Genomic DNA, 20683 nt, shown 5'->3' with positions numbered 1-20683 from the left:
CCCACAATTATTTGTGCTCGGTGGTCGGCCCGTCAAGAAATTTCTGAGGGAAATCGGCCGGTATTGTTGCGTGCCGATGAAATCCCGTCGCTTTTCCGCTCGGTGCGCCGCAGGGCGAGGCGCCGGTCGGCGAGGACGGCGGCAAGGGCCAGCAGCGTGACGGCCGTTCCGGCACCGAGGAGGGTGCGCGGACCGAGCCCCATCAGGCTGCCGGCCACGGCGGTGCCCGCCGAGGACACCGCCATCTTCAGGGCCCCCATCGACACATACACCTGCGCCCGGGCGGCGGGCGGCGCGTACACCGACCGCACCGCCAGCGTCGCCGTGAACAGCAGGGCGCTCGCGGCACCGGCGGCGGCGAACGCGGCCACCGCCACGGCGTACCCCGGCGCCACGGCACAGCAGGCCACCGCGCCCGCGCTCACCGCGACCAGCACGATGGAGGTCCGCTCCGGCTCGCCCGGCAGCGGCACGATGCCGACCAGGACCGAGCCGCCGAGATAGCCGAACCCGTAGACCGCGGCGAGCGCGGCGCCCGCCCCCGCGCCCCCGCCGAGCTGCCGCCCCAGGGTGGTCGCGAGCACCGTGATGCCGCCCGCGACGAGCGCGGTGAGCGCCATCGCCAGCATGACGCGGCGCAGCGGTCCGACGGACGCGATGACGCGGAACGTCTGCCGCACGCGCAGGGGTTCGGCTCCGCGTCCATCGGCGCCCCGGCCGGCCGGTTCGACGGCGGGCAGGCTGAGCACGGCGAACGCGGCGAGCACCGCCGCCACCCCGAGACAGACCACGGCGCCGCGCGGACCGAGGACCGCGCCCGCGGCACCCACGGCCGCCGGGCCGAGCGTGTTGCCGATGCCGTACGTCGCCGAGTCCCAGCCCTCGGCCCGCCGTTGCGCCCGCGCCGCGAGCCCGTCCAGGGCGGCGAGCCGACTGCTCAGCCCGCCGGTGACCAGCGGCCCGCACAGCCCGGCGACACCGACGAGCACGGCCACGAGGGCGGCCGGGACCCGGCCGAGCAACAGCGCGGCCGAGGCCAGCGCGGCCCCGAACACGACGAAGGAGACGGCCAGTACCCGGCGCCCGTCGCGCGCCCGGTCGAGCACCCCGGCCAGCCAGGGCCCGGCGACGTAGGGCGCGGTGAGCAGGGCGGCGAGCAGCCCGCCGAGGCCGGCGCCCCCGCTTCCCCGGACGGCCAGGCTGAACAGCCCGACGGCGGCGCCGCCGCTGGCGGTGCGGACGAGGGAGGCGGTGAGGAGGTAGCGGAGCAGGGTGTTGGCGGGGTGGGGGGTGGTGGACATCTCAGTGCCCGCCGCTCTGTGCTGCCGCCGACTCCGCTGCCGCCGCCCCTGTCAGGGCCCGTTCCGCCACGGCCGTCAGCGGGAAGCCGAGGCGTTTCTCGATGTCCCCGCGCACCCGAGCGCACTCCTCGGCGGCACGGTCCGGGTCCGTGTCGAGCACGCGGATCAGGCCGAAGGGGTCGAAGTTGCCGTTCATGGCGCGGAGTCGGCCACCCGGAACGGCGCGGCTGAAGCCGGAGTGCAGGCGCGGCCGGAACTCCTCGAACCAGTCGGCGGCCAGGTCGGCCGGTACGACGGTGTCGTGCGCGGCGGCCAGGAACGTGTGGCTGGCCGCCCGCCGCCAGGGCAGCGGACCCGAGGGCGTCGGCGCGCCCAGGAAGAGGTCGACCAGGATCTCGAAGAGACTGCGGTCGGTGGCCAGGCGCACCGAGTCGGGCAACGACCCCCCGGAGATCCGTGGGTTGGTCTCGATCAGCCTGAACCCCCGTGCCGTACGCATGACTTCGACATGGAAGATCCCGAGGCCGAGCCCGAGCGCCCGGCACACCTGTGCCGCATACGCGCCGAGTTCGGCCTCCTCCGCGGCCGGGAGCCCGGACGGCACCGTGCAGCCGAGCTCCAGGACCGGGTTGTCGCGGCCCATCTTCCGGCCCACCGCGACCAGCGGCGTGAACCGCTCCCCGTCGGCGGCGACCTCCACGGAGTACAGCTCGCCGACCGCGAGCTCCTCGACGATGTAGCGCTCGTCGAGCTCGGCGGCAAGCCCGGGCTCCATCGAGCGCAACTCCTCGGCGGCGTCCGCGAAGTGGGCCCGCAGCCCCGCCGCGTCCGCGACGATGCTGGTGACCGCCTTGCCGACGCCGGACACCGGTTTGATCACCACCGGGTAGCCGATGGTGTCCGCGGCCCGCAGCGCCTCGGGGAGCGCGCTGACCACCGCGAAGCCCAGACTGGGCACCCCCGCCGCCCGCAGGATCTCCCGGCAGCGCCCCTTGTCCCGGGCCGCGGCGGCGCCCTCGTACGGAGTGCCGCGGGCACCGAGCCGCTCGGCGAGCCGGGCGGCGGGCAGCACGCACAGCGACAGCGTGGAGAGCACGGCGTCCACGTCGCCGGGCCCCATACCGTGCTCGGCGAGCAGCGCGCGGAGCACCTCCACGTCCTGCAGGTCCGGCGCGTGCAGGGTGCGGTCGGCGAGCCGCTCGGCCTCGGCGCGCTCGGCGGGCGGGGTGATGAAGTCGTACAACGGTGAGCGCAGCAAGGTCACTTCGTGCCCCTGCCGCTTGGCGTACGCGATGGACTGCACGCCCAGCGCGGTGATCTCGACGAATACGAGGTGGGCCACCTCGGTCTCCCTTTGTTCGCGCCCGGCACGCGGGCGTAGTTCGGACACGCGGGCGGTGAGAGTGGGGGGGGGATGCAGGGAGCGCAGCGTGATCCGGGCAGCCCTGCGGTCGCGGCGGCGCTGCGCGGACACGGCAGCACGGCGCGGCGTGGTCGCGTCGTGGTTCAGGCCGGACCGCGCGACAGCCACGAGAGCGGCCGTACGCGGATGAGGACCGAGCGCGCGGTGGCACCGGCGCTCCCGTCCACGAAGGCGTCGCCCGCCTCCACCCCCAGATACCGGTGCGCGAGCGCGCGGCGCTCCGCCTCGGTGGCGGGCGCCCGGAACTCCACGACGGACCCCTCGACGGTGACGTACCTGCGCGGCGGCTCGGTGTCCTGCACACAGAGCGAGAGGCGCCGGTGCCGTGCCACGAGCCGGGCCTTGCGGCTGTCCAGCGGAGTGATCAGCGTGATGTCGCCGCCGGGCCGGTAGGCGTACCACATCGGCACCGACAGCGGTGCCCGGCCGTCCTCGCCCGCGACGCTGACGACGGCCACGCGCACCTCGGCCAGGAACGCCTCGAGCTCCGCCGCTGCCATCGGCCGCATCCGTACGTCACGTCCCGTTCTCCCCCGCTCGCTCATGTCGTCCCAGCCTGCGGGGCACCCGGACGCGGGTCCAATAGACGTTTTCTCGGCGCCGATCACCGTTGCTTATCGGGTCCGGCGGCGTGACTGTGTGTACAGCCCATGAAGTCTGCGCGGCACGGCTGGCCCGGCCGCACGGAGGCTTCTTAGGATGCCGTCATGGAGCTGCGCCGACTCAAGTACTTCGTGGTGCTGGCCCGGCACCGGCACTTCGGGCGGGCCGCCGCGGAGCTGAACATCGCGCAGCCCGGCCTGAGCCAGCAGATCAAGGTCCTGGAGCAGGAACTGAAGGTGTCCCTGCTCGACCGCACCCCGCAGGGCGTGGCCCTGACCCCGGCGGGCCAGGCACTGCGCGACGGCGCCGAACCCCTGCTGACGGCGGCCGGTGAACTCGCCGACCGGGTCAGGGCGGTGGCCGACGGCAGACACGGGCGGCTGCGGCTCGCGTACTCGCGATCGGGTGCCGACGACCGGGTCACCGACCTGATCCGCGCCTTCCGCAAGGACCACGACGACGTCTCGGTCTCGGTCACCACCGGCATGTCGTCCTGGTGCCTGCGGCGCCTGGCCGACGGCGACCTGGATGCCGCCTTCGTACGCGGGGTGATCCGCGAACCGGGCATCGACGCCACGGTGATCGCCGAGGAGGAAGCCGCCGTGATCATGCCCCCCGGCCACCCCCTGGCGGACCACGACCGCCTCACCCGCCGCGACCTGCGCGGACTGCCGGTCGTGCTGTGGCCGAGGGAGGCGGGCCCGGTGCTGTACGAGGAGCTGCTCGCCGACGTCTGGCCGGACCGGCCGCCGCACATCGTCGCCGAGGAGCCGGACTTCGAGCAGGTCGTCGCGTCGGTCGCCGAGGGGACCGGGGTCTCGGTGATGGACCTCGGCCGGGCCCGCAAACTCTGCCCGCCCGAGGTCACGATCCACCGCTTCACCGGCACCCCGCCCCGCTACCCCGTCTCCTTCGCACGGCGCGCGGAGGACCCGAACCCCGTACTGGCGCGGTTCGCGGAGTACGTGCGGGGGGCGGAATGAGCGGCGCCCTCAGCCCCGGAACCCGAGCAGCCCGTGCAGGGCCGCCCCGCCCGTGGACCCGGACGAACCCGTCGAGCCCCTCGTGCTCAGTGGCTTCGGGTCCGGGAGTTTCGCGCAGACCGCGTCGATCTCGCCGCCGCTGCGCGGCACCTTGCCGGTGTCGAGGTACGTCGCCAGGTACTTGTCCAGGCACGCGTTGCCGCTGAGCGTGATGCCGTGGTTGCCGCCGCCCTGCTCGACGACCAGGCTCGAGCCGCGCAGCAGCTGGTGCACCCTGACGCCGCCGCCGTACGGGGTGGCCGCGTCGTCCGTGGCCTGGAACAGCAGCACCGGTGGCAGCGACGAGTTGCTGACGTCGGCCTGCTTCAGCGGGGGCACCGACCAGTACAGGCACGGCAGGTTGTACCAGGCGTTGTTCCACGTGGTGAACGGCGCCTTCGCGTGCACCTTCGTGTTGTCCTGGCGCCAGTGGTTCCAGTCGCGCGGCCACCAGGCGTCCCGGCACTGCACGGCCGCGTAGACGCTGTAGCCGTTGTCACCGGAGGCGTCGATCGCGGCGAAGTTCTCGTACGCCTCGACCAGCGGGTCCGCGTCGTGCTTGTTCACGTACGCGGCGAACGCCTCGGCCAGGTACGGCCAGTAGCCGTTGAAGTAGCCGCCGGGCAGATACGTGTCCTCCAGCTCGCCCGCGCCGACCTTGCCGCCCGCGGGCTTCTTGGTGACCGCCTTCCGCATGGCGTACCACTTGGCCTCGATCTTCGCCGGGTCCTTGCCCAGCTTGTACGTCGCGTCGTACTTGGCGACCCACGCCATGAACGCCTGGTGCCGGGCGTTGAAGGCGTAGTCCTGGTCGAGGTTGTCCCGGTACCAGACGCCGTCGGGGTCGACGATCGAGTCGAGCACGAGACGCCGTACGTGGTGCGGGAAGTACTTCGCGTAGACCGCGCCCAGGTACGTGCCGTACGAGTAGCCGAAGTAGTTGAGCTTCTTCGCGCCGAGCGCCGCCCGGATCAGGTCCAGGTCCTTGGCGGTGCTCACCGTGTCGATGAACGGCAGGATGTCGCGGTACTTGTCGTCGCAGGCATTGGCGAAGGACGCCGCGCGCTTCTTGTTCGCCTGCTCGATCTCCTTCGTCGTCGGCACGCTCGGCGGCCGCACCGGGTTGAAGTGCCCCGGCTTGCAGTCGAGCGCCGGCTCGCTCTTGCCGACGCCGCGCGGGTCGAAGCCGATGACGTCGTACTGCGCGGCGACCTTCTTCGGCAGGTTCTTCGCCACGAACCCGGCGAGCGTGAGCCCGCTGCCGCCGGGGCCGCCCGGGTTCACCAGGAGCGGGCCCTGGGACTTCTTCGCGGTGTGCGGGATGCGGGACAGGGCGAGGGTGATCTGCCGCCCCGCGTGGTCGGCGTGGTCGAGCGGCACCTTCAACGACGCGCACTGCAGCGCCGGATAGTCCGCCGTACCGCACTTCTTCCAGGTCAGGTGCGTGGTGGTGCGCGAGGTCGACCGGTCTGGCTCGGCATCGGCGCCCGCGGCCGTGGTCGTCACGACCATGCCCGCGGTGAGGGCGGCGATCCCGCACAGAGCGACTGCGCGTTTCTTCATCTGGCCTCCCCAGACGGAGGGTTGGGGCCGCGGGTGCCGCGGCCCTGGCCGCATCGTCCCGGAACCGGCGTCCCGGAAGGAGGGGTTCAAAGGGATTCGGTCTGAATTCGCCTGCTACGGCCGGACCCACGGCTCCCTCGCACATGGCGTTGCGGAGAGTTAGCCTGCTGGCCCACCGCTGTGACGGAAACGGACGGGGGCGCTGTGAGCGATGGGGTCGAGCGGATACGGCTTGATGACGGCACGGTGATCTGGGCCAGGATCGGGGAGGCGGACGGCCCGGCGCACAGGGAGCAGCAGCACGGGGGAGGGCAGGACCGTGGGGGATATCAGGACACCGGAAGCGGGGGACATCAGGACGACAGCAGCGGGGGGTATCAGGACACCGGCGCGGGCGAGCGCGTGCTCGCCATGGTCGACGGGCTCTCCGACGTCGTCGGGGGAGTGGTGCGGTCCCTGCGCGCCGGACTGGCACCCGCGGGGCCGGAGCCGGACACCGCGGGGCGCACCGGTCCCGTCGAGGTCGCGGTGAACTTCGGCATCGAACTCTCCGCCCAGTCAGGGAAGATCGTCGGCGTCCTTGCGAGCGCGGGCGGACGGGCCACCCTCTCGGTCTCGCTGACCTGGACCGAGCACGGGCCGGCTGCGCCGGGAACCACCCGGGTGCCCCCGTCGCCGCCGGGCAGCGCCGGGTGAGCCCCCTGCACGCGCTCGTGCGCCGTTCGATCGCGCGCATCGAGGCGCCGCGTGACGGGTATGCCCCGCACGGTGACCACCACCGGGGCAGTTACTGGGGCAGCGGCTTCTTCATCGCCCCCGGCTGGTTGCTGACCTGCGCCCATGTCGTGGGAAAGGGGGGCGGCCGGGTGTGGCGGAACGAGCACGCCGTCGGCGTCACCTGGGAGGGCGGCACCACCACCGGCAAGGTCGTCCTCGCCAAACCCCGGCCGGAGCAGCGGAGTTCGGACAGGTCGAGCTGGGACTTTCCCGACCTCGCCCTGGTCGAGGTGCCGGCGGCGACGGACGCGTCCTGCGTCTGGCTCAGCGAGCGTCCCCTGGCCATTCCCGGGCCCATCTCCTCGTACGGCTGGTCGACGGAGACCGGTGAGCTCGCGCTGCGGCACGGCATCGGCGAGAGCCACGCGCTGGACGGGGACGCGCTGCTGTTCGGCGGGAGCCTGCCGGTTGACGGTGCGTCAGGCGGGCCGGTGGTCGATCTGGCGAACGGCGCGGTGATCGGGCTCAACAAGGGCCGCGGGCGGGGCGAGGGAGCCGCGGTGCCGATCTCGGCCCTGCGGGAGCTGTACGGCCTGCCGGGCGGACACGTCCTGCACGAGGTGATACGGGAGCACGACCGCCATCACCGGGAGCGGCTCCTCAACCCCCTCGTGAAGGCGTGCTGGCCCCGGATCCAGGCGTGGTTGAGCCCCCCGGGCGCGGCCGGCCTCGCTCCGGCGCTGCGTGCGCACCTGTACGACGGCCTTTCCCAACTCCCGCCGCCGCGGGGGCCGATGGACGTGCTTGACCTCGTCGACGAGGTCAAGTCCCGGATGCTGCGCGACGACTACTTCCCCCTGCTGGACGAGGAGCAGCCGCACACCTGGCGCGAGGGCGCCGGGCGGCTGCACGGCCTGCCGGACCTGCGCGACGCCACGACCGGGCCCGCGCACGACCTCGACGCGGTGCTCCTGTACGCGGCGAAGGTGGTGAGCCGTCTCGACCGCACGCGCCGCGAGGAGGCGGACCCGGCCGCCCTGCGCGAACTCGCCCGCCTGGTCATGGGGCAGGCTGAGTCCGCGCACCAGGTGATCCGCGAGGAGATCGTGGAGATCGTGCGGCCGCTCCTCGTCGGCGGGGGTGAGCGTGCGGACGCGCCCGCGGCGGCGTCCGCACAGCCGCAGGACCCGACGACCCGCGTCGACGTCCGCATCGAGATCGGCGATGAGGTCTACGGCCGCTACCCGTGGCGGGTGCTGCTGCTCCGGGACGGACAGGTCGAGAGATCCGTCCGCGACGACGACCGGGGCGTGCCCCGGGCCCGCCTCGAGGCCGCCCTCCGCGAATGGCTGGCCTACGCGCTCAGCCACGGCGACCGCGGCGAACACCTGGCCGCGGTGGAGGCCCTGCTGCCACCGGAGTTGTTCGACCTGCCGATCGACATGTGGCGACTGCGGGCCGCGGACCCTGACGGCGCCGATGGCTCCGACGGTGCCGCGGACCCCTTCGACGAACACTCGCTGCCGCTCGGCCTGCGCCGCACCGTCGTCATCCGGGCCCGGCGCCGCAGCGAGTTACCGGCGAGCCCCGAGAGGCGCCGCCTCTGGGCCGCCGCCGAGCGCGGTCCGCTCACCGCCGTGCCGATGCGCCGTGAGGTCGTGGCCCACGGGCACGCGCCCGGCGTCCGCAAGGAGAGCAGACTGGCCGCGTACGACCGGCTTTCGGACCCGGAGCGCGACGGCGCCGACGGCTGTGTCCCCGTCTACTGCGGCCCCGTCGGCGGCGGTGACGGCTGTGTCGCCATGTCGGCCACCCTGGCGGCGGGCCATCCGCTGGCCCTGTGGCGCCGGGACGGGCGCGACCACGAGGACTGCCAGGAATTCCGCGTCAAAGCGGGGGAACTCCTGGAAAAGGCGGGCCGCGCCGACGGCCTGCACCGCCATATCCGCAGGCTGCGCATCCAGAACGCCGACCCGGACGCCGAGCCGGAGACCAGGGCGAGCAGCGGCTGGGCACGGAACATCGCCGTGCTCCTGGATCCGGCCGACCACGAGCCGTACGGAGGGGGGCAGATGACGCCGCCACCGATCGCCGGGACGTAGCCCCGAGGGCCGAGACGCAGCTGTGACGGTTGGTCAAAGAGCGTTCGGTAAAAGACTGTTCATAGTGAGGCACGCAAGCCGAAGGAAGCGCGAAGGAAGCGCGAAGGATGCTCGGCAGGCAGGTGCGCGGGACGGTAACGTCGTACGCCGCACGCGCTGTGCCCGCCGCATGATCACCAGAGCCGGGAGGAGCCCACGGTGAACGATTGGCGGATCTACCGCGGAGTCGGAGAGCCGCATGACGGGTTGCGGCGCCTGCCCCCGCCGCCCCCCTGGCGCGACTTCGCCGCGGCGGCGGCCGGACCGGATGCCGCCACCGCCGATCCCACCACCGCCCGCAGGCTCGGCTTCCGCCGCCGCCTCGTGGAGAACTACGCGCCCCGGCCCGCCGAGACGGACGCCGTCAACGCGGCGCTCTATCTGCGCCGCCCGCTCCTCGTCACCGGCAACCCCGGCAGCGGCAAGTCCACGCTCGCCTACGCGGTCGCCCACGAGCTGGGGCTCGGCCGGGTCCTGCGCTGGCCCATCGTCAGCCGTACGACCCTCCAGGACGGCCTCTACCGCTACGACGCCATCGGCCGCCTCCAGGACGTCCAACTGGAGCGTGCGCAGGGGCAGTCGGGGGACGCGGTCGCGGCGGCCGCGCCCTCCGGCATCGGCTCCTACATCCGGCTCGGCCCGCTCGGCACCGCCCTGCTGCCCTCCGAGCAGCCCCGCATGCTGCTCATCGACGAGCTCGACAAGAGCGACCTCGACCTCCCCAACGACCTCCTGAACGCCCTGGAGGAGGGCGAGTTCGCGATACCGGAGCTGGAGCGCATCGCCGACCGGGAGCCCGAGGTGGAGGTCCTCACCGACGACGGCCGCAAGGTCACGGTGCACGGCGGCCGGGTCGCCTGCACGGCGTTCCCCTTCATCGTGCTCACGTCGAACGGCGAACGGGACTTCCCCGCACCGCTGTTGCGCCGCTGCGTCCAGCTGGAGCTCGAACCGCCCGGCGAGGAACAGCTCACCGCGATGGTCGAGGCGCACCTCGGCGGCGAGAGCATCACCGAGAGCCGCGATCTCATCGACCGCTTCCTCGACCGCGAACCGGGCGAGATCATCGCCGCCGACCAGCTCCTCAACGCCCTCTTCCTCACCCAGCACGCCCCGCACGCCGAGCGCCTGACCCGCGAGCGCATCGCGGACCTGCTCCTGCAGCCCCTCGACCGTTCGAGGTGAGCCGGATGCGCCGGGTGCGGCTGGGAGAGCTCGTCGGCAGGCTGCGCGGCGGCGGCCTCGAACCCACCGCCGAGCAGCTCGCGGACGCCGTGTGGCTGGCCCAGTGGCTCCCGCACGGACCGGGCCCGGCCGCCCCGGGCCCCGGCGACCCCGACGCGCCGTCCGCGCACACGGACGAGCGGCCCGGCGCGGCCCGCGACGCACCGACCTCGCCCGACGCCCGGACGGACCCCGACCACGAGAGCGCGCACCGGCCCGCGCGCGGCCCCTCTTCCGGCACGGTCCCGCTCCACCTCCCCGCCGACACGTCCCGCACCGACACCGCCGACGGCGAACCCGCCTTCCGGGTGCGCGCACCCGCCGCGGCCGCGCTGCCCGGACTGCTCGGCCTGCAGCGGGCGTTGCGGCCCCTGAGCCGCTACGGCGCCGCCCCGGCCCGCCCCGGCGACGGCAGGCTCGACGAGGAGGCGACCGCCCAGCGCACCGCCATGACGGGCGTCCTCGCCCCCGTCCTCGGCGCCGCCCGCCGCCACCGCGCCGATCTGCACCTGCTCATGGACACCGGCCCGGCGATGGCCGTGTGGGAGCGGATGGTCGAGGAGCTGCGCCAGGCGTGCGAACAGTCCGGCGTCTTCCGTGACGTCCAGGTCCACCAGCTCCACGCCCCGCCGGGCACGGGCGACGACGCGCCCCTCATCGGCACCGCGTCGGGCCCCGGCCGCCACACCCGGCTGCGCCCGGCGGACCAGTTCCACGACCCCACGGGCCGCCGCCTCACCCTCGTCGTCAGCGACTGCGTGGGCCCGCTGTGGCAGCGCGGCAGCGCCCAGCGCCTCCTGCACGGCTGGCCGCGCGCCGCCCCGCTGGCCGTCGTCCAGCCGCTGCCGGCCCGGCTGTGGGGCCGCACGGCGCTCCCCGCCGAACCGGGCCTGCTCGTACGCGCCGCCGAGCCCGGCGGCCACACGACCTTCCAGCCGGACGAAATCCCCTGGCTGGAACAGGAGTTGAGCAACGGCAACCGGAGAGTGACGGAACGCCCGGTGCCGGTCCTGCAACCGACCCCGGAGGCGTTCGCGGCGTGGGCACGGCTGCTGTCGGGACCGGGCGGCGGCGCCGAACGGGTGTGGGTGGCGCGGGTGCGGGCGCCGCGTGTCGTGCGTGGTGGCGGGGTGGGGCCGGCGGAGAGTTCCGTGGCTGGGGCGGCGAGTGAGGCGTCGGCTTCCGCGTCCGCGTCCGCGTCCGCATCCCGGGTGGAGGGTGAGGCGTCGGCTGCCGGGCGTGTGTCCGGGGTGGAGGGTGAGGGGTCGGCTGCCGGGTCCGCGTCCCGGGCGGAAGGTGAGGCGTCGGCCCATGGATACGGGTCGTCCGGGTCGTCCGGGTCGGGGAGCGCGGCGCCCGCCGCAAGTGCCGCGTCGGGGCGGCAGGCCGGGCCCGCGGCCGTCATGGGCGGACGCACCGCCGAGGATCTGTTGCGGGCCTTCCGGGCCACCGCGTCACCCGGCGCGGTCCGTCTCGCCGTGCACCTGGCGGCGGCCCCGCTCGTGCTGCCCGTGATGCAGCTCGTCCAGCGCGCAATGGTGCCCGACACCGGGCCCACCGAGCTCGCCGAGGTGCTCCTGGGCGGGCTGCTCCAGCAGCTGCCCGGCACCGAGTCGCGCCCCTGCTTCGTCTACCCGGAGCGGATCCAGGAGCTCCTGCTCGCCTCCCTCAACCGCGACGTGGCGGGCCTCGTCCTCAAGCACTGTTCCGCCTATGTGGAGCGGCACTTCGGCAAGGGGACCCGTAACTTCGCGGCCCTGGCCGCCGCCCGCCTCGCCGGTCAGGAACCGGACCAGGACGCCGCGCGGCCCACCGACGGGGACGCGCCCCACCGGGTGGCGGGCGGCGTCGAGTCCGAGCTCTTTGCGCAGATCCCCGCACGGGTGCTGGGCTTCTACCGCCCCGAGCGCGAGGCCCCTCCGGGCGGCGGCGCGGGCCTGACGCCGGGCGCCGCGGCCGCCGCCGTCTCCGTCGCGAAGGCACGACGCCTGCTCGGACAGTGGCGCGAGCAGGGAGACCCGTCCGCCCTGCGCCGGGCCAAGGACAACGCGCGGGCGGCCCTGCGGGACAGCGCGGTGAAAATGACGCCACGTCAAGGAGACGCCATGCGCGCCGGAATCGTGCTCGGTCAGGTCCTGCGGGCGGAGGCGGGCACCGCATCGGTGCGGGGCACCGAGCAGCGCGTCGCCCTGCTGCGCGAGGCCGTCGAGGTCCTGGCGCAGGCCCGCGGCGCCGCCGGTCCGGGCGGGGCCGAGCACGCCGAGTCCTCCCTCGAACTCGCCGCGGTCCACCACGAGTTATGGAAACTCACCGACGACGGCGCCCATCTGCGCGCGGCCCTCGACGTCCTCGCGGGACCGGCGGACGAGTGGCCCGAAGCCTTCCGCAGGACACTGCGGCTGCGCCGCGGCACCCTGCTCCTGGCCGACGGGCAACCGGCCGCGGCCGTACCCGAACTACGAGCGGGCTGCGCCCTGTTGGAGGCACAAGGAGCCCCCGACTCCGCCCGCTGTCCCCCCTTGCTCGACCTGGCCGAAGCCCTGCGCGCCGCCGGCGCGGACCCGGCCGAGACCGCCGCCGTGCTCGCCCGCGCCGAAGAGGCCGCGGGCGACGACCCGGAGCTGCGCCTGCGCGTCCTCGCCGCCCGGGCGGCCCTGCACGACGCGGACGGCGACCACTCCGCGGCCGACCACTGCTACGAGTCGGCGTCCCGCCTCGCCGCCCCCGACAGCCCCGCCCGCTCCACGCTGCTCACCGCATGGGGCGAGTCCTTGCTGCGGCGCGCCGCGGCGCCGGAGGGCGGGGCGGTCGTGGACCGCGCGGAGCGGGTGCTGCGCGAGGCCCTCACCGCGCTGCCCGCCCGCTCCCCGGCGCGCGGCCGCCTCCAGGGCCTGGTCGGCAGCGCCCTGGCCCAGCGCTTCCGCCATCTCGGCTTCCTGCCCGACCTGTTCGAGAGCCGGCACCTGCTGCGGCAGGTCGTGCGCGGCGCCGCCGATCTGCGCGTACGGGCGGAAGCCTGGCTGCAGTTGGGGCGCGTCGCCCTGGAGGTGTGGCGCCGGGCGGGGGCACCCGTACGGGCGGACGCGCTGCAGGCGTACCGGCAGGCCGAGGAGGACGCCCTGGAGGCGTACGGCGAGGACAGGCCCGGCGCGGTGACGGTCGCCCGCGCGCTGCACGGGCAGGGCGCGGTTCTCGCCCTGATGGGCCGCCCCGACGCGGCCCGCGGACGGTACGAGGCGGCGGCCGCCCAGTGGCAGCGGCTCGTCGCGCAGCTCCACGAAGTCGACTGGGCCGATGTGGAGTTGACGCGCCGTCGGGTCCGGGAGCCGGAGTCGGCACCGGCCGTCCCCGTGAGCGTGAACCAGTGGCAGGAGGACGACTGGAACCGGGCGTCGCCACCGTGGTGGCCATGGGGCGGGGGAGCCTGACGTGGCGGGCCGAGAGGCGGCCGGAGTTGTGTCGAACAGGTTTCTGCTTCTCCGGCCTCGGGAAGATAGGTGCAGTCGCCAGGGGCGCCCGGGAGAGGCGCCGAAAGGGAGGAGCCGAGGGTGGGGGAGCAGAGGGACAGGGTGGTCCGCCCCGATCAGGACGCCGGACAGCCTGCGCTCCCGCCTGATCTCTCCGGCGTTGATCTGCGGACATTGCGTGCCATGGACCACGCGGACCTCGGCGCCGCGGTCGAAGAGGTCCTGCGCCACCCGCGCGAACTCGGCGACGCCTGGTACGTCGGACCCGATTTCGACCCCAACCCTGATACAGACACACCCAGTTGAGGGGCTATTTCCGGTCAGATTCGCGCGGCGGCCGCAGAGCGGAGGGCGGTCCCGGTGACGCCCGGTCCCTTCTCCGCCGCGGTCTTCGTCAAGATCGCCAGGACCCGGCCCGTGCCGGTCGGTGCGCTGGCACTGCATGCCGGAGTCCACGCGCGTCGCATGCTGCTGCTCAAGTCCCTGCTCGCCCGCATCGAGCACGACGCCCCGGGCGGCGCCGTCGCACCGGAGGCGCGCCGGCGCTTCGAGCGTGACTGGGCCCTGCTGGAACAGGCCGAGCGCACCCACCCGATGGCCGCCCGCGACGTCATCGACTACCCGCTGACCGGCTCCTGGCTCGCCGCGGCCCTCACCGCCCCGGACGGCCCCGCCTTCGAGCGCCACCTCGACCACCTCGGCGGCCTCGCCCTCGCCGCCGCCATCCGCGCGGGCTGTCGGCACAGCGGCACCCGAGACCTGCCCGCCCCCGCGCTCGCCCTGCCCGGCATCGGCGTCCTGCACTGCCCCTCCCGCACGGTCCACTTCGACATCCGCCCGGGCCTGTCCCGCCTCGCCGACGACGCGGGCCGCCACCACGCCGAACTGCCCGGCAGCGGCACGCACACCAGCTGCCCCGGACCACCGCCCCCACCCGGGGAGGGGCCGGGCTGGTCCGCCCTGCGCACCCTGCCCGGCAGCGGCGTCGTCCTCGACGACCTCGACCCCTACCGCGGCGCGGCCGCCACCCGCGCGCACGACGCGTATCCGCAGTGGGCGCGGTGCTGGCAGCAGACCCAGGACCTCCTGACGGCGACCGACCCCGCCCGGGCCGCCGAGATCCGCGCGACGCTGCGGGTCATCGTGCCCATGCCGTCGGACGGGCCCGGCAGCACCGTCCCCATGAGCGGCACCCTGCGCGCCGCACCCCGGGCCGTCCTGGCCCGACTGCCCGCCGGAGAGCAGGACATGGCCGAATCACTGGTGCACGAGATCCACCACACCAAGCTCGCCGTCCTGCACGACATCACCCCCCTGTACCGGCGCGTGGACGGCGCCGTGCACCGCGTCGGGTGGCGCCCCGACCCGCGCCCCCTCGCCGGCGTCCTGCAAGGCGCCTACGCCCACCTCGCCCTGACGGACCTCTGGCACCGGTCCCGGGACGCGGCGGGCACCCCCGAGTCCTGGCGGCGCCGAGCGGCCGAGCGGCTCGGCACCCTTTGGGAGCAGGTCGGCGAAGCCTTGTCCATCCTGCTGGAATCAGATGAACTGACCGTTGCCGGGCGGGAGTTCACGACGGAGATGGCGCGCTGCCACGCGCGTCTCGGTGTGGCGCACCGTATCCGTGGGTGACACTGTGGCGACGATCAGTGACGTGAGGTGCGCACCTGTGCGCGAGGGAGATGTGCGATGACGGAGCAGCGACGGCCGGGCGAGCGCGGTGCGGCGGACCGTGGTGCCCCCACGGGAGCGGAGAGCTTCCTGGTGGTCTTCCCCGGGTACCACCGCTCGTGGGCCGCCTGGATCGCCCAGTGCCTGGAGAGCCACGGCCACCGTGCCACGCTGCAGCGCTGGGACCCACGGCGCGAGGTCCCGCTGGAGGAGTCCCTCGGTGACCTCCTGCTCTCGCCGCGCAGCCGCATCCTGCTCGTGCTCAACGACTGGTTCTTCGAACTCGGGCCACGCCCCGCGGGCGAGTGGAACACCGTGCTGCGCGGCTTCGTCGCCCAGCACGCCGACCGCTTCGCCGCCGTCAACCTCACCAACCGGCCGCTGCTCCCGGCCACCGCCGTCCTGGAACCCGCCAACCTGTGGGGCCTCAGCCAGGAGGGCGCCGAGGAGCGGCTGCTCAGCAGGCTCGGCCTGGACCGCCGCCGCCCCGCGGGCCGCCGCACCCCGGCCGAGTCCGGTGCCCGCTTCCCCGAGACCCGCCCCGAGGTGTGGGGCGAAGTGCCGCGCCGCAACTCGCGCTTCACCGGCCGCGACGACCTCCTCACCGACCTCAACCAGCGCCTGGCCGACGCCGAGCACGGCGCCGCCGCCTGCACCATGCTCGGCATGTCCGGCATCGGCAAGACCCAGCTCGCCGCCGAGTACGCGCACCGCTTCAGCACCGACTACGACGTGGTCTGGTGGGTCAACTGCGACGACCGCAACATCCAGCGCGACCGCTTCGGCGAACTCGCCGTCGAACTCGGACTGCCCGTCGGCAACGAACCCGGCGAGCGCATCCGCGCCGTCCGCGAGGCCCTGCGCCGCGGCGACCCGCACTCCCGCTGGCTGGTCATCTTCGACGGCTGGGACGACCTGGAGGGCGCGAGCGTCATGCTCCCGCAGGGCCCGGGACACGTCCTGATCACCTCCCGCAACCACGGCTGGGGCGAGACCACCGAGGTCCTCCAGGTCCCCGGCTTCGACCGCCACGAGTCCACCGGCTACCTGATGCGCCGCGCCCCGCACATCACCGCGGAACAGGCCGACGAGGTGGCCGTCGAGTTCGGCGACGTACCCCTGCCCCTCGTCCAGGCCGCCTCCTGGCTCGGCGAATCGGGCATGGAGGTCCCCGAATATCTGCGCATGGTGCGCGAGCGCCGCCTCTCCACCATCGACGAACCGGCCACCGGCGAGGGCTTCCCGCACTCCTCCCTCACCTCCTGGTCGATACTGATCAACCGGCTGCGCCGCGCCCAGCCCCAGGCCATCGAAGTCCTCAGCCTGTGCACCTCGTTCGCGCCCGGCCGCATCCCCCTCGGCCTGATCCGCGCCTACCCGCAGGCCGAACTCCCCGAGGGCCTGCGCTGGATGAGCACCGACCTGCCCGCCTGGACCAGGGCCCTGGACACCCTCGTCAACTACTCGGTCCTCACCCGCGAGACCCGCGGCCCCGCCAACGCCGAGATGGGCCCGCACCAGGAGTCGGTGCACATGCACCGCCTCGTCCACGACATCGTCTCCAAGCTCACCAGCGAGGACAGCCACGAGATCCACCGCAGGGCCGTGCGCAGGCTGCTCGCCCAGGCCGACCCCGGCAACCCCATGGACAGCAGGCACTGGCCCCGCTACGCCGAACTGCTGCCGCACCTCGAACCCTCCGGCGCCCTCGGCAGCTCCGACCTGCGCGTCCAGGCGGCCGTCCTGAACTGTCTGCGCTACTGCCACCGCAGCGGCGAGTACAAGGCCGGGCTCCAACTCGCCGAGCAGATCCGCGAACACTGGACCCGGATCATGGACCCGCTGGCCCAGCCGATGCTGGACCTCACCACGCACGAGGGCAACATCCTGCGGGCCAGCGGCAAGTTCCGCGAGGCGTACGAACTCACCAAGTCCTGCCTGGACCGGCTGCACGCCTCCCCGGAGGCCAATGAGCTCGGCACGCTCCAGACCTCCAGCAGCATGGCCAACAGCCTGCGCTACCTCGGCCGGTACGAGGAGGCGAACGAACTCCAGGAGAAGGTCCTGGAAGCCGCCCACCGCATCCTGGGCGAGGACGAGGTCGAGACCCTGAGCGCCCGGCACAACCTCGCCTACGGGCTGCGCCTGCTCGGCCGCTACGCGGACGCCTACGAGTACGACGTGGAGACGGCCATCCGCCGCGAGAGCGTCCTGCGCGCCCGCCACATCACCACGCTCAACTCCAGCAACGCCGTCGCCCACGACCTGCGCCTGCTCGGCCGCTACCGCGAGGCCCTGGCCCGCCAGGAGTCCGTGCTGCGCCTGCACATCCAGGTCCTCGGCCCGCAGCACCCCCAAACCCTCGAAGCCCGCGCCCAGTTGGCGCTCTGCAAGCGCAGGGAAGGCGGCTTCTCGCAGGACATCGGCCCCACGATGGCCGGTCTCGTCGAGCAGCTCCAACTGGTCCACGGCCGCGGCCACTTCCGCACCCTCACCACCATCACCGACTACGGCAACTACCTCCGCGAGCACGGCGACCTGAGCCAGGCCAAGGACCTGATCGCCGAGGCGGAGGCGGGCTACCGGTCCCTGCTCGGCCCCGCCCACCCGGTGGCGAGCGGCATGGTCGGCAACACCGCCCTCGTCATGCAGGCGGCGGGCGAACGCGCCGAGGCCCTCTCCATGTTCGAGTCCGCCCTCGCCGGACTGACGGCGACGCTCGGCCCCGACCACCCCTGGGTCCTCGGCTGCGCCCTCAACGCCTCGGGCGCCCGCAACTTCACCGGCCGCATCGCCGACGCCGCCGACCTGAGCCGCGACACCCTGCGCCGTGCCCGCCGCACCCTCGGTGACGAGCATCCCCTCACCGTCTCCACCCAGGTCGCCCTCGCGGCGGACCTGCGCGCCCTGCGCGAGCGCGAGGAGGCGGGCAAGCTCGAGGAGGACGGCCTCCTGACCCTGACCCGCACCCTCGGCGCCCAGCACCCCCACACCATCTCCGCCCGCCAACGCACCCGTCCCTACTGGGACTTCGAGGCATACCTGGGCTGAGAGCACGCAAGGGGGCCAGACACCCGAAGGATGCGGGGCCCTGCCCCAGTGCGGCGTGGTTCGCGACGCGCGAGGCTGAACCGGCCTTCGTGGAACTACGTCTGGAGCGAATCATGGCCCTCTCCGCCTCCCCCTTGCCGCCCTCGCACAAGAGGACGCGGCACCGCGGCGGCCGCCGGGCAGTGGGAGCAGCTCTCTGCTGCGGCCTGCTGCTGGGCGGCCCGGCCGCCGCCACCGCCGCCACGGCGCCTGCCGCCCCCGCCCCGGCGCAGCACGCGGAGCGCGGCCGGGGCACGCCGGTCTCCGCCGAGAGGCTGTACACGCTCGCGACGCCGCAGGCCGTGGCCGCCGAGCTGGAGGGTGCCGGGTTCGACGCCGGCACCGTCCGGCACGGCGTGGTGGCGTACCGGCTGGTGTACCGGACCGTCGATCCGCACGGACAACCCACCACGGCGAGCGGGCTGTTCGTGGTCCCGCTGAGCAGTGAGCGACGGCTGCGGCCGGTCTCCTTCGCGCACGGCACGGGCAGTCACAAGGACGATGCGCCGTCCATGCAGCGCGGCACGTTCTTGTCCGCACCCGTGATCGCGCACGCGTCGGCGGGCGCCGCGGGCGTCGCGCCCGACTATCTGGGCATGGGCAAGGGGCCGGGGTTGCACCCCTGGATGGACGTCGGCTCCGAGACCACGGCGTCCCTGGACATGCTGCGCGCGGCCCGCGCCTTCGCGCCGCGCACCGGACATGTGCTGGAGCGGAACGTCATGGCCACCGGCTTCTCGCAGGGCGCCTCGGCGGCACTGGGGCTCGGCCGGGCTCTTCAGGCGGGCGCGGACCGCTGGTTCAGGCTGGGCGCGCTGGCGCCGGTCAGCGGCGCGTACGACTTCGGCGGAACGGAGCTGCCCGCCCTCTTCAAGGGCACGCTGGAGCCCAAGTCCAGTGTGCTGTACGCGGCTTACACCCTGGTGGCGTTCCAACGGCTCCACCACCTGTACGACAGCCCGGGCGAGGTCTTCCGGGCCCCGTACGACCAGCGGATCGAGGCGCTCTTCGACGGCGCGCACACGGGGAAGCAGCTGATGGAGGGCACCCCGGGCACGGTCGACGAGCTGCTGACCGCGCACGGCCGGGAGCTGCTCGCGCAGCCGCGGGGACCGCTGGCGGCGGCGCTGCGGACAACCGACGCCGTCTGCACCGACTGGACCCCGCGCGCCCCGGTCCGCCTCTACATGGCGGGCGGGGACGAACAGGCCGACACCGCCAACACGGCGCACTGCCAGGGCGCTCTGCTCAGGAACGGCGTGCACGCCCCGGTCGTCGACCTCGGGCCCGTCGACCACCACGGGTCCCGCCACCTGGGGTCGAACGTCGCGGCGACGTCGGCGATCGCGCGCTGGTTCGGTGAGCTGCGCGGGCGGTGAGGCCCTCAGAGCAATGTCAGCTGGGTCGGCTCGTCCGACACCAGGGGCGCCGGCTCCGCCCGTACGGGGATCCGGCGCGCCGCCCCGGCCCGCGTCGGCCCGATCCCGAACTCCTGGGCCAGTTCGTGCACATGGCGGGTGATGCGGCGCTGGTACCACTTGGGGGCGTAGGCGCCGTCCGCGTACAGGCGCTCGTAACGGCGCACCAGGTGCGGGTGGTGGTGGCCGAGCCAGCCCATGAACCACTCGCGGGCGCCGGGGCGCAGGTGCAGGACCAGGGGCGTGACCGAGGTCGCGCCGGACGCGGCGATCGCGCGGACCGTGGCCCGGAGTTGGTCGGGGTGGTCGCCGAGGAAGGGGATGACGGGGGCCATGAGGACGCCGCAGCCGATGCCGCGGTCGGTGAGGGTGCGGACGACGTCCAGACGGCGTTCGGGGGCGGGCGTGCCCGGCTCGACGGTGCGCCAGAGGCGCTCGTCGGTGAAGCCCACGGAGACGGAGATGCCGACGTCCGTGACCTCGGCGGCCTGGCGCAGCAGGTCCAGGTCGCGCAGGATCAGCGTGCCCTTGGTGAGGATCGAGAAGGGGTTCGCGTGGTCGCGCAGCGCCGCGATGATCCCGGGCATCAGCCCGTACCTGCCCTCGGCCCTCTGATAGCAGTCGACGTTCGTGCCCATCGCGATGTGGTCGCCGTGCCAGCGGCGCGAGGCCAGCTGGCGGCGGAGCAGCTCGACCGCGTTGACCTTCACGACGATCTGGCTGTCGAAGCCGAGCCCGGTGTCCAGGTCCAGATAGCTGTGCGTCTTGCGCGCGAAGCAGTAGACACACGCGTGTGTGCAGCCGCGGTAGGGGTTGACCGTCCACTCGAAGGGCATCCGGGACGCCCCGGGCACACGGTTCACGATCGACCTGGCCCGGACCTCGTGGAAGGTGACCCCGCGGAACTCGGGGGTGTCGAAGGTCCGGGTGGTGACGGCGTCCGCGCCGAACAGCGCGGCGTCCGTGCGGGCCGGTGACGTCGGTCGGTCGGCGAGATTCTCCCAGCGCATGGCACCTCCTCGGTAGCACTGGCCACACAATAG

At 73.9% G+C, this 20683-nt stretch carries 14 protein-coding genes; 9 read left to right on the top strand and 5 right to left on the bottom strand.

The annotated features are described in order from the left end of the window. Positions 1–32 precede the first annotated feature (32 nt). From ACFWYM_RS00265 to ACFWYM_RS00255, 3 genes are all read right to left on the bottom strand, one after another. Positions 33–1301, bottom strand: coding sequence for an MFS transporter (locus tag ACFWYM_RS00265; protein ID WP_384828244.1), 1269 nt, complete (start codon positions 1299–1301; stop codon positions 33–35). Between the two features lies 1 nt (position 1302). Next, a complete protein-coding gene (locus tag ACFWYM_RS00260; protein ID WP_384828242.1) occupies positions 1303–2643 on the bottom strand; it encodes an acetyl-CoA carboxylase biotin carboxylase subunit family protein in 1341 nt (446 codons plus the stop codon). Positions 2644–2807: 164 nt separating this feature from the next. Then, complete coding sequence (locus ACFWYM_RS00255) at positions 2808–3224, bottom strand: pyridoxamine 5'-phosphate oxidase family protein (RefSeq protein ID WP_384828240.1); 417 nt, start codon at positions 3222–3224, stop codon at positions 2808–2810. Between the two features lie 207 nt (positions 3225–3431). Here ACFWYM_RS00255 and ACFWYM_RS00250 point away from each other — a divergent pair, with 207 nt between their 5' ends. After that, on the top strand, positions 3432–4310 hold the full coding sequence (locus ACFWYM_RS00250) for a LysR family transcriptional regulator (RefSeq protein WP_384828238.1): 879 nt from the start codon (positions 3432–3434) through the stop codon (positions 4308–4310). Positions 4311–4319: 9 nt separating this feature from the next. Here the strand turns inward: ACFWYM_RS00250 and ACFWYM_RS00245 are convergent, their stop codons facing one another. After that, complete coding sequence (locus ACFWYM_RS00245; RefSeq protein ID WP_384828236.1) at positions 4320–5912, bottom strand: alpha/beta hydrolase; 1593 nt, start codon at positions 5910–5912, stop codon at positions 4320–4322. A 204-nt stretch (positions 5913–6116) separates the two neighbouring features. Between ACFWYM_RS00245 and ACFWYM_RS00240 the strand changes: the two genes are divergently transcribed. From ACFWYM_RS00240 to ACFWYM_RS00205, 8 genes are all read left to right on the top strand, one after another. Then, positions 6117–6608, top strand: a complete 492-nt coding sequence (locus tag ACFWYM_RS00240; RefSeq protein ID WP_384828234.1) for a CU044_2847 family protein — start codon at positions 6117–6119, stop codon at positions 6606–6608. Further along, the gene (locus ACFWYM_RS00235) at positions 6605–8731 is read left to right on the top strand and encodes a trypsin-like peptidase domain-containing protein (protein WP_384828232.1); all 2127 of its coding nucleotides are present in this window, start codon (positions 6605–6607) and stop codon (positions 8729–8731) included. Before ACFWYM_RS00240 ends, ACFWYM_RS00235 begins: the two co-directional genes overlap by 4 nt. A 198-nt stretch (positions 8732–8929) precedes the next feature. Further along, positions 8930–9955 (top strand): AAA family ATPase, encoded by a 1026-nt coding sequence (locus tag ACFWYM_RS00230; RefSeq protein ID WP_384828230.1) that lies wholly within the window; start codon positions 8930–8932, stop codon positions 9953–9955. 5 nt (positions 9956–9960) lie between these two features. Further along, positions 9961–13422 (top strand): SAV_2336 N-terminal domain-related protein, encoded by a 3462-nt coding sequence (locus ACFWYM_RS00225; protein ID WP_384828228.1) that lies wholly within the window; start codon positions 9961–9963, stop codon positions 13420–13422. A gap of 222 nt (positions 13423–13644) precedes the next feature. Next, on the top strand, positions 13645–13767 hold the full coding sequence (locus ACFWYM_RS00220) for a hypothetical protein (RefSeq protein WP_384828226.1): 123 nt from the start codon (positions 13645–13647) through the stop codon (positions 13765–13767). 54 nt (positions 13768–13821) lie between these two features. Continuing rightward, a complete protein-coding gene (locus ACFWYM_RS00215) occupies positions 13822–15093 on the top strand; it encodes an aKG-HExxH-type peptide beta-hydroxylase (RefSeq protein WP_384828224.1) in 1272 nt (423 codons plus the stop codon). A 57-nt stretch (positions 15094–15150) separates the two neighbouring features. Next, entirely contained in the window at positions 15151–18183 is a 3033-nt protein-coding gene (gene fxsT, locus ACFWYM_RS00210) for an FxSxx-COOH system tetratricopeptide repeat protein (protein WP_384828222.1), read from the top strand. 113 nt (positions 18184–18296) lie between these two features. Then, on the top strand, positions 18297–19601 hold the full coding sequence (locus ACFWYM_RS00205; protein WP_384828220.1) for a lipase: 1305 nt from the start codon (positions 18297–18299) through the stop codon (positions 19599–19601). Between the two features lie 5 nt (positions 19602–19606). On the opposite strand, the gene ACFWYM_RS00200 is transcribed toward ACFWYM_RS00205, so the two are convergent. Then, entirely contained in the window at positions 19607–20650 is a 1044-nt protein-coding gene (locus tag ACFWYM_RS00200; RefSeq protein ID WP_384828218.1) for an Rv2578c family radical SAM protein, read from the bottom strand. Positions 20651–20683 lie beyond the last annotated feature (33 nt).

The organism is Streptomyces sp. NPDC059009 (genome assembly GCF_042740175.1).
Taxonomy (GTDB): Bacteria; Actinomycetota; Actinomycetes; order Streptomycetales; family Streptomycetaceae; genus Streptomyces.
The sequence above is the reverse complement of the archived record's forward strand: the minus strand, read 5'-3'. Positions and strand labels throughout refer to the sequence as shown.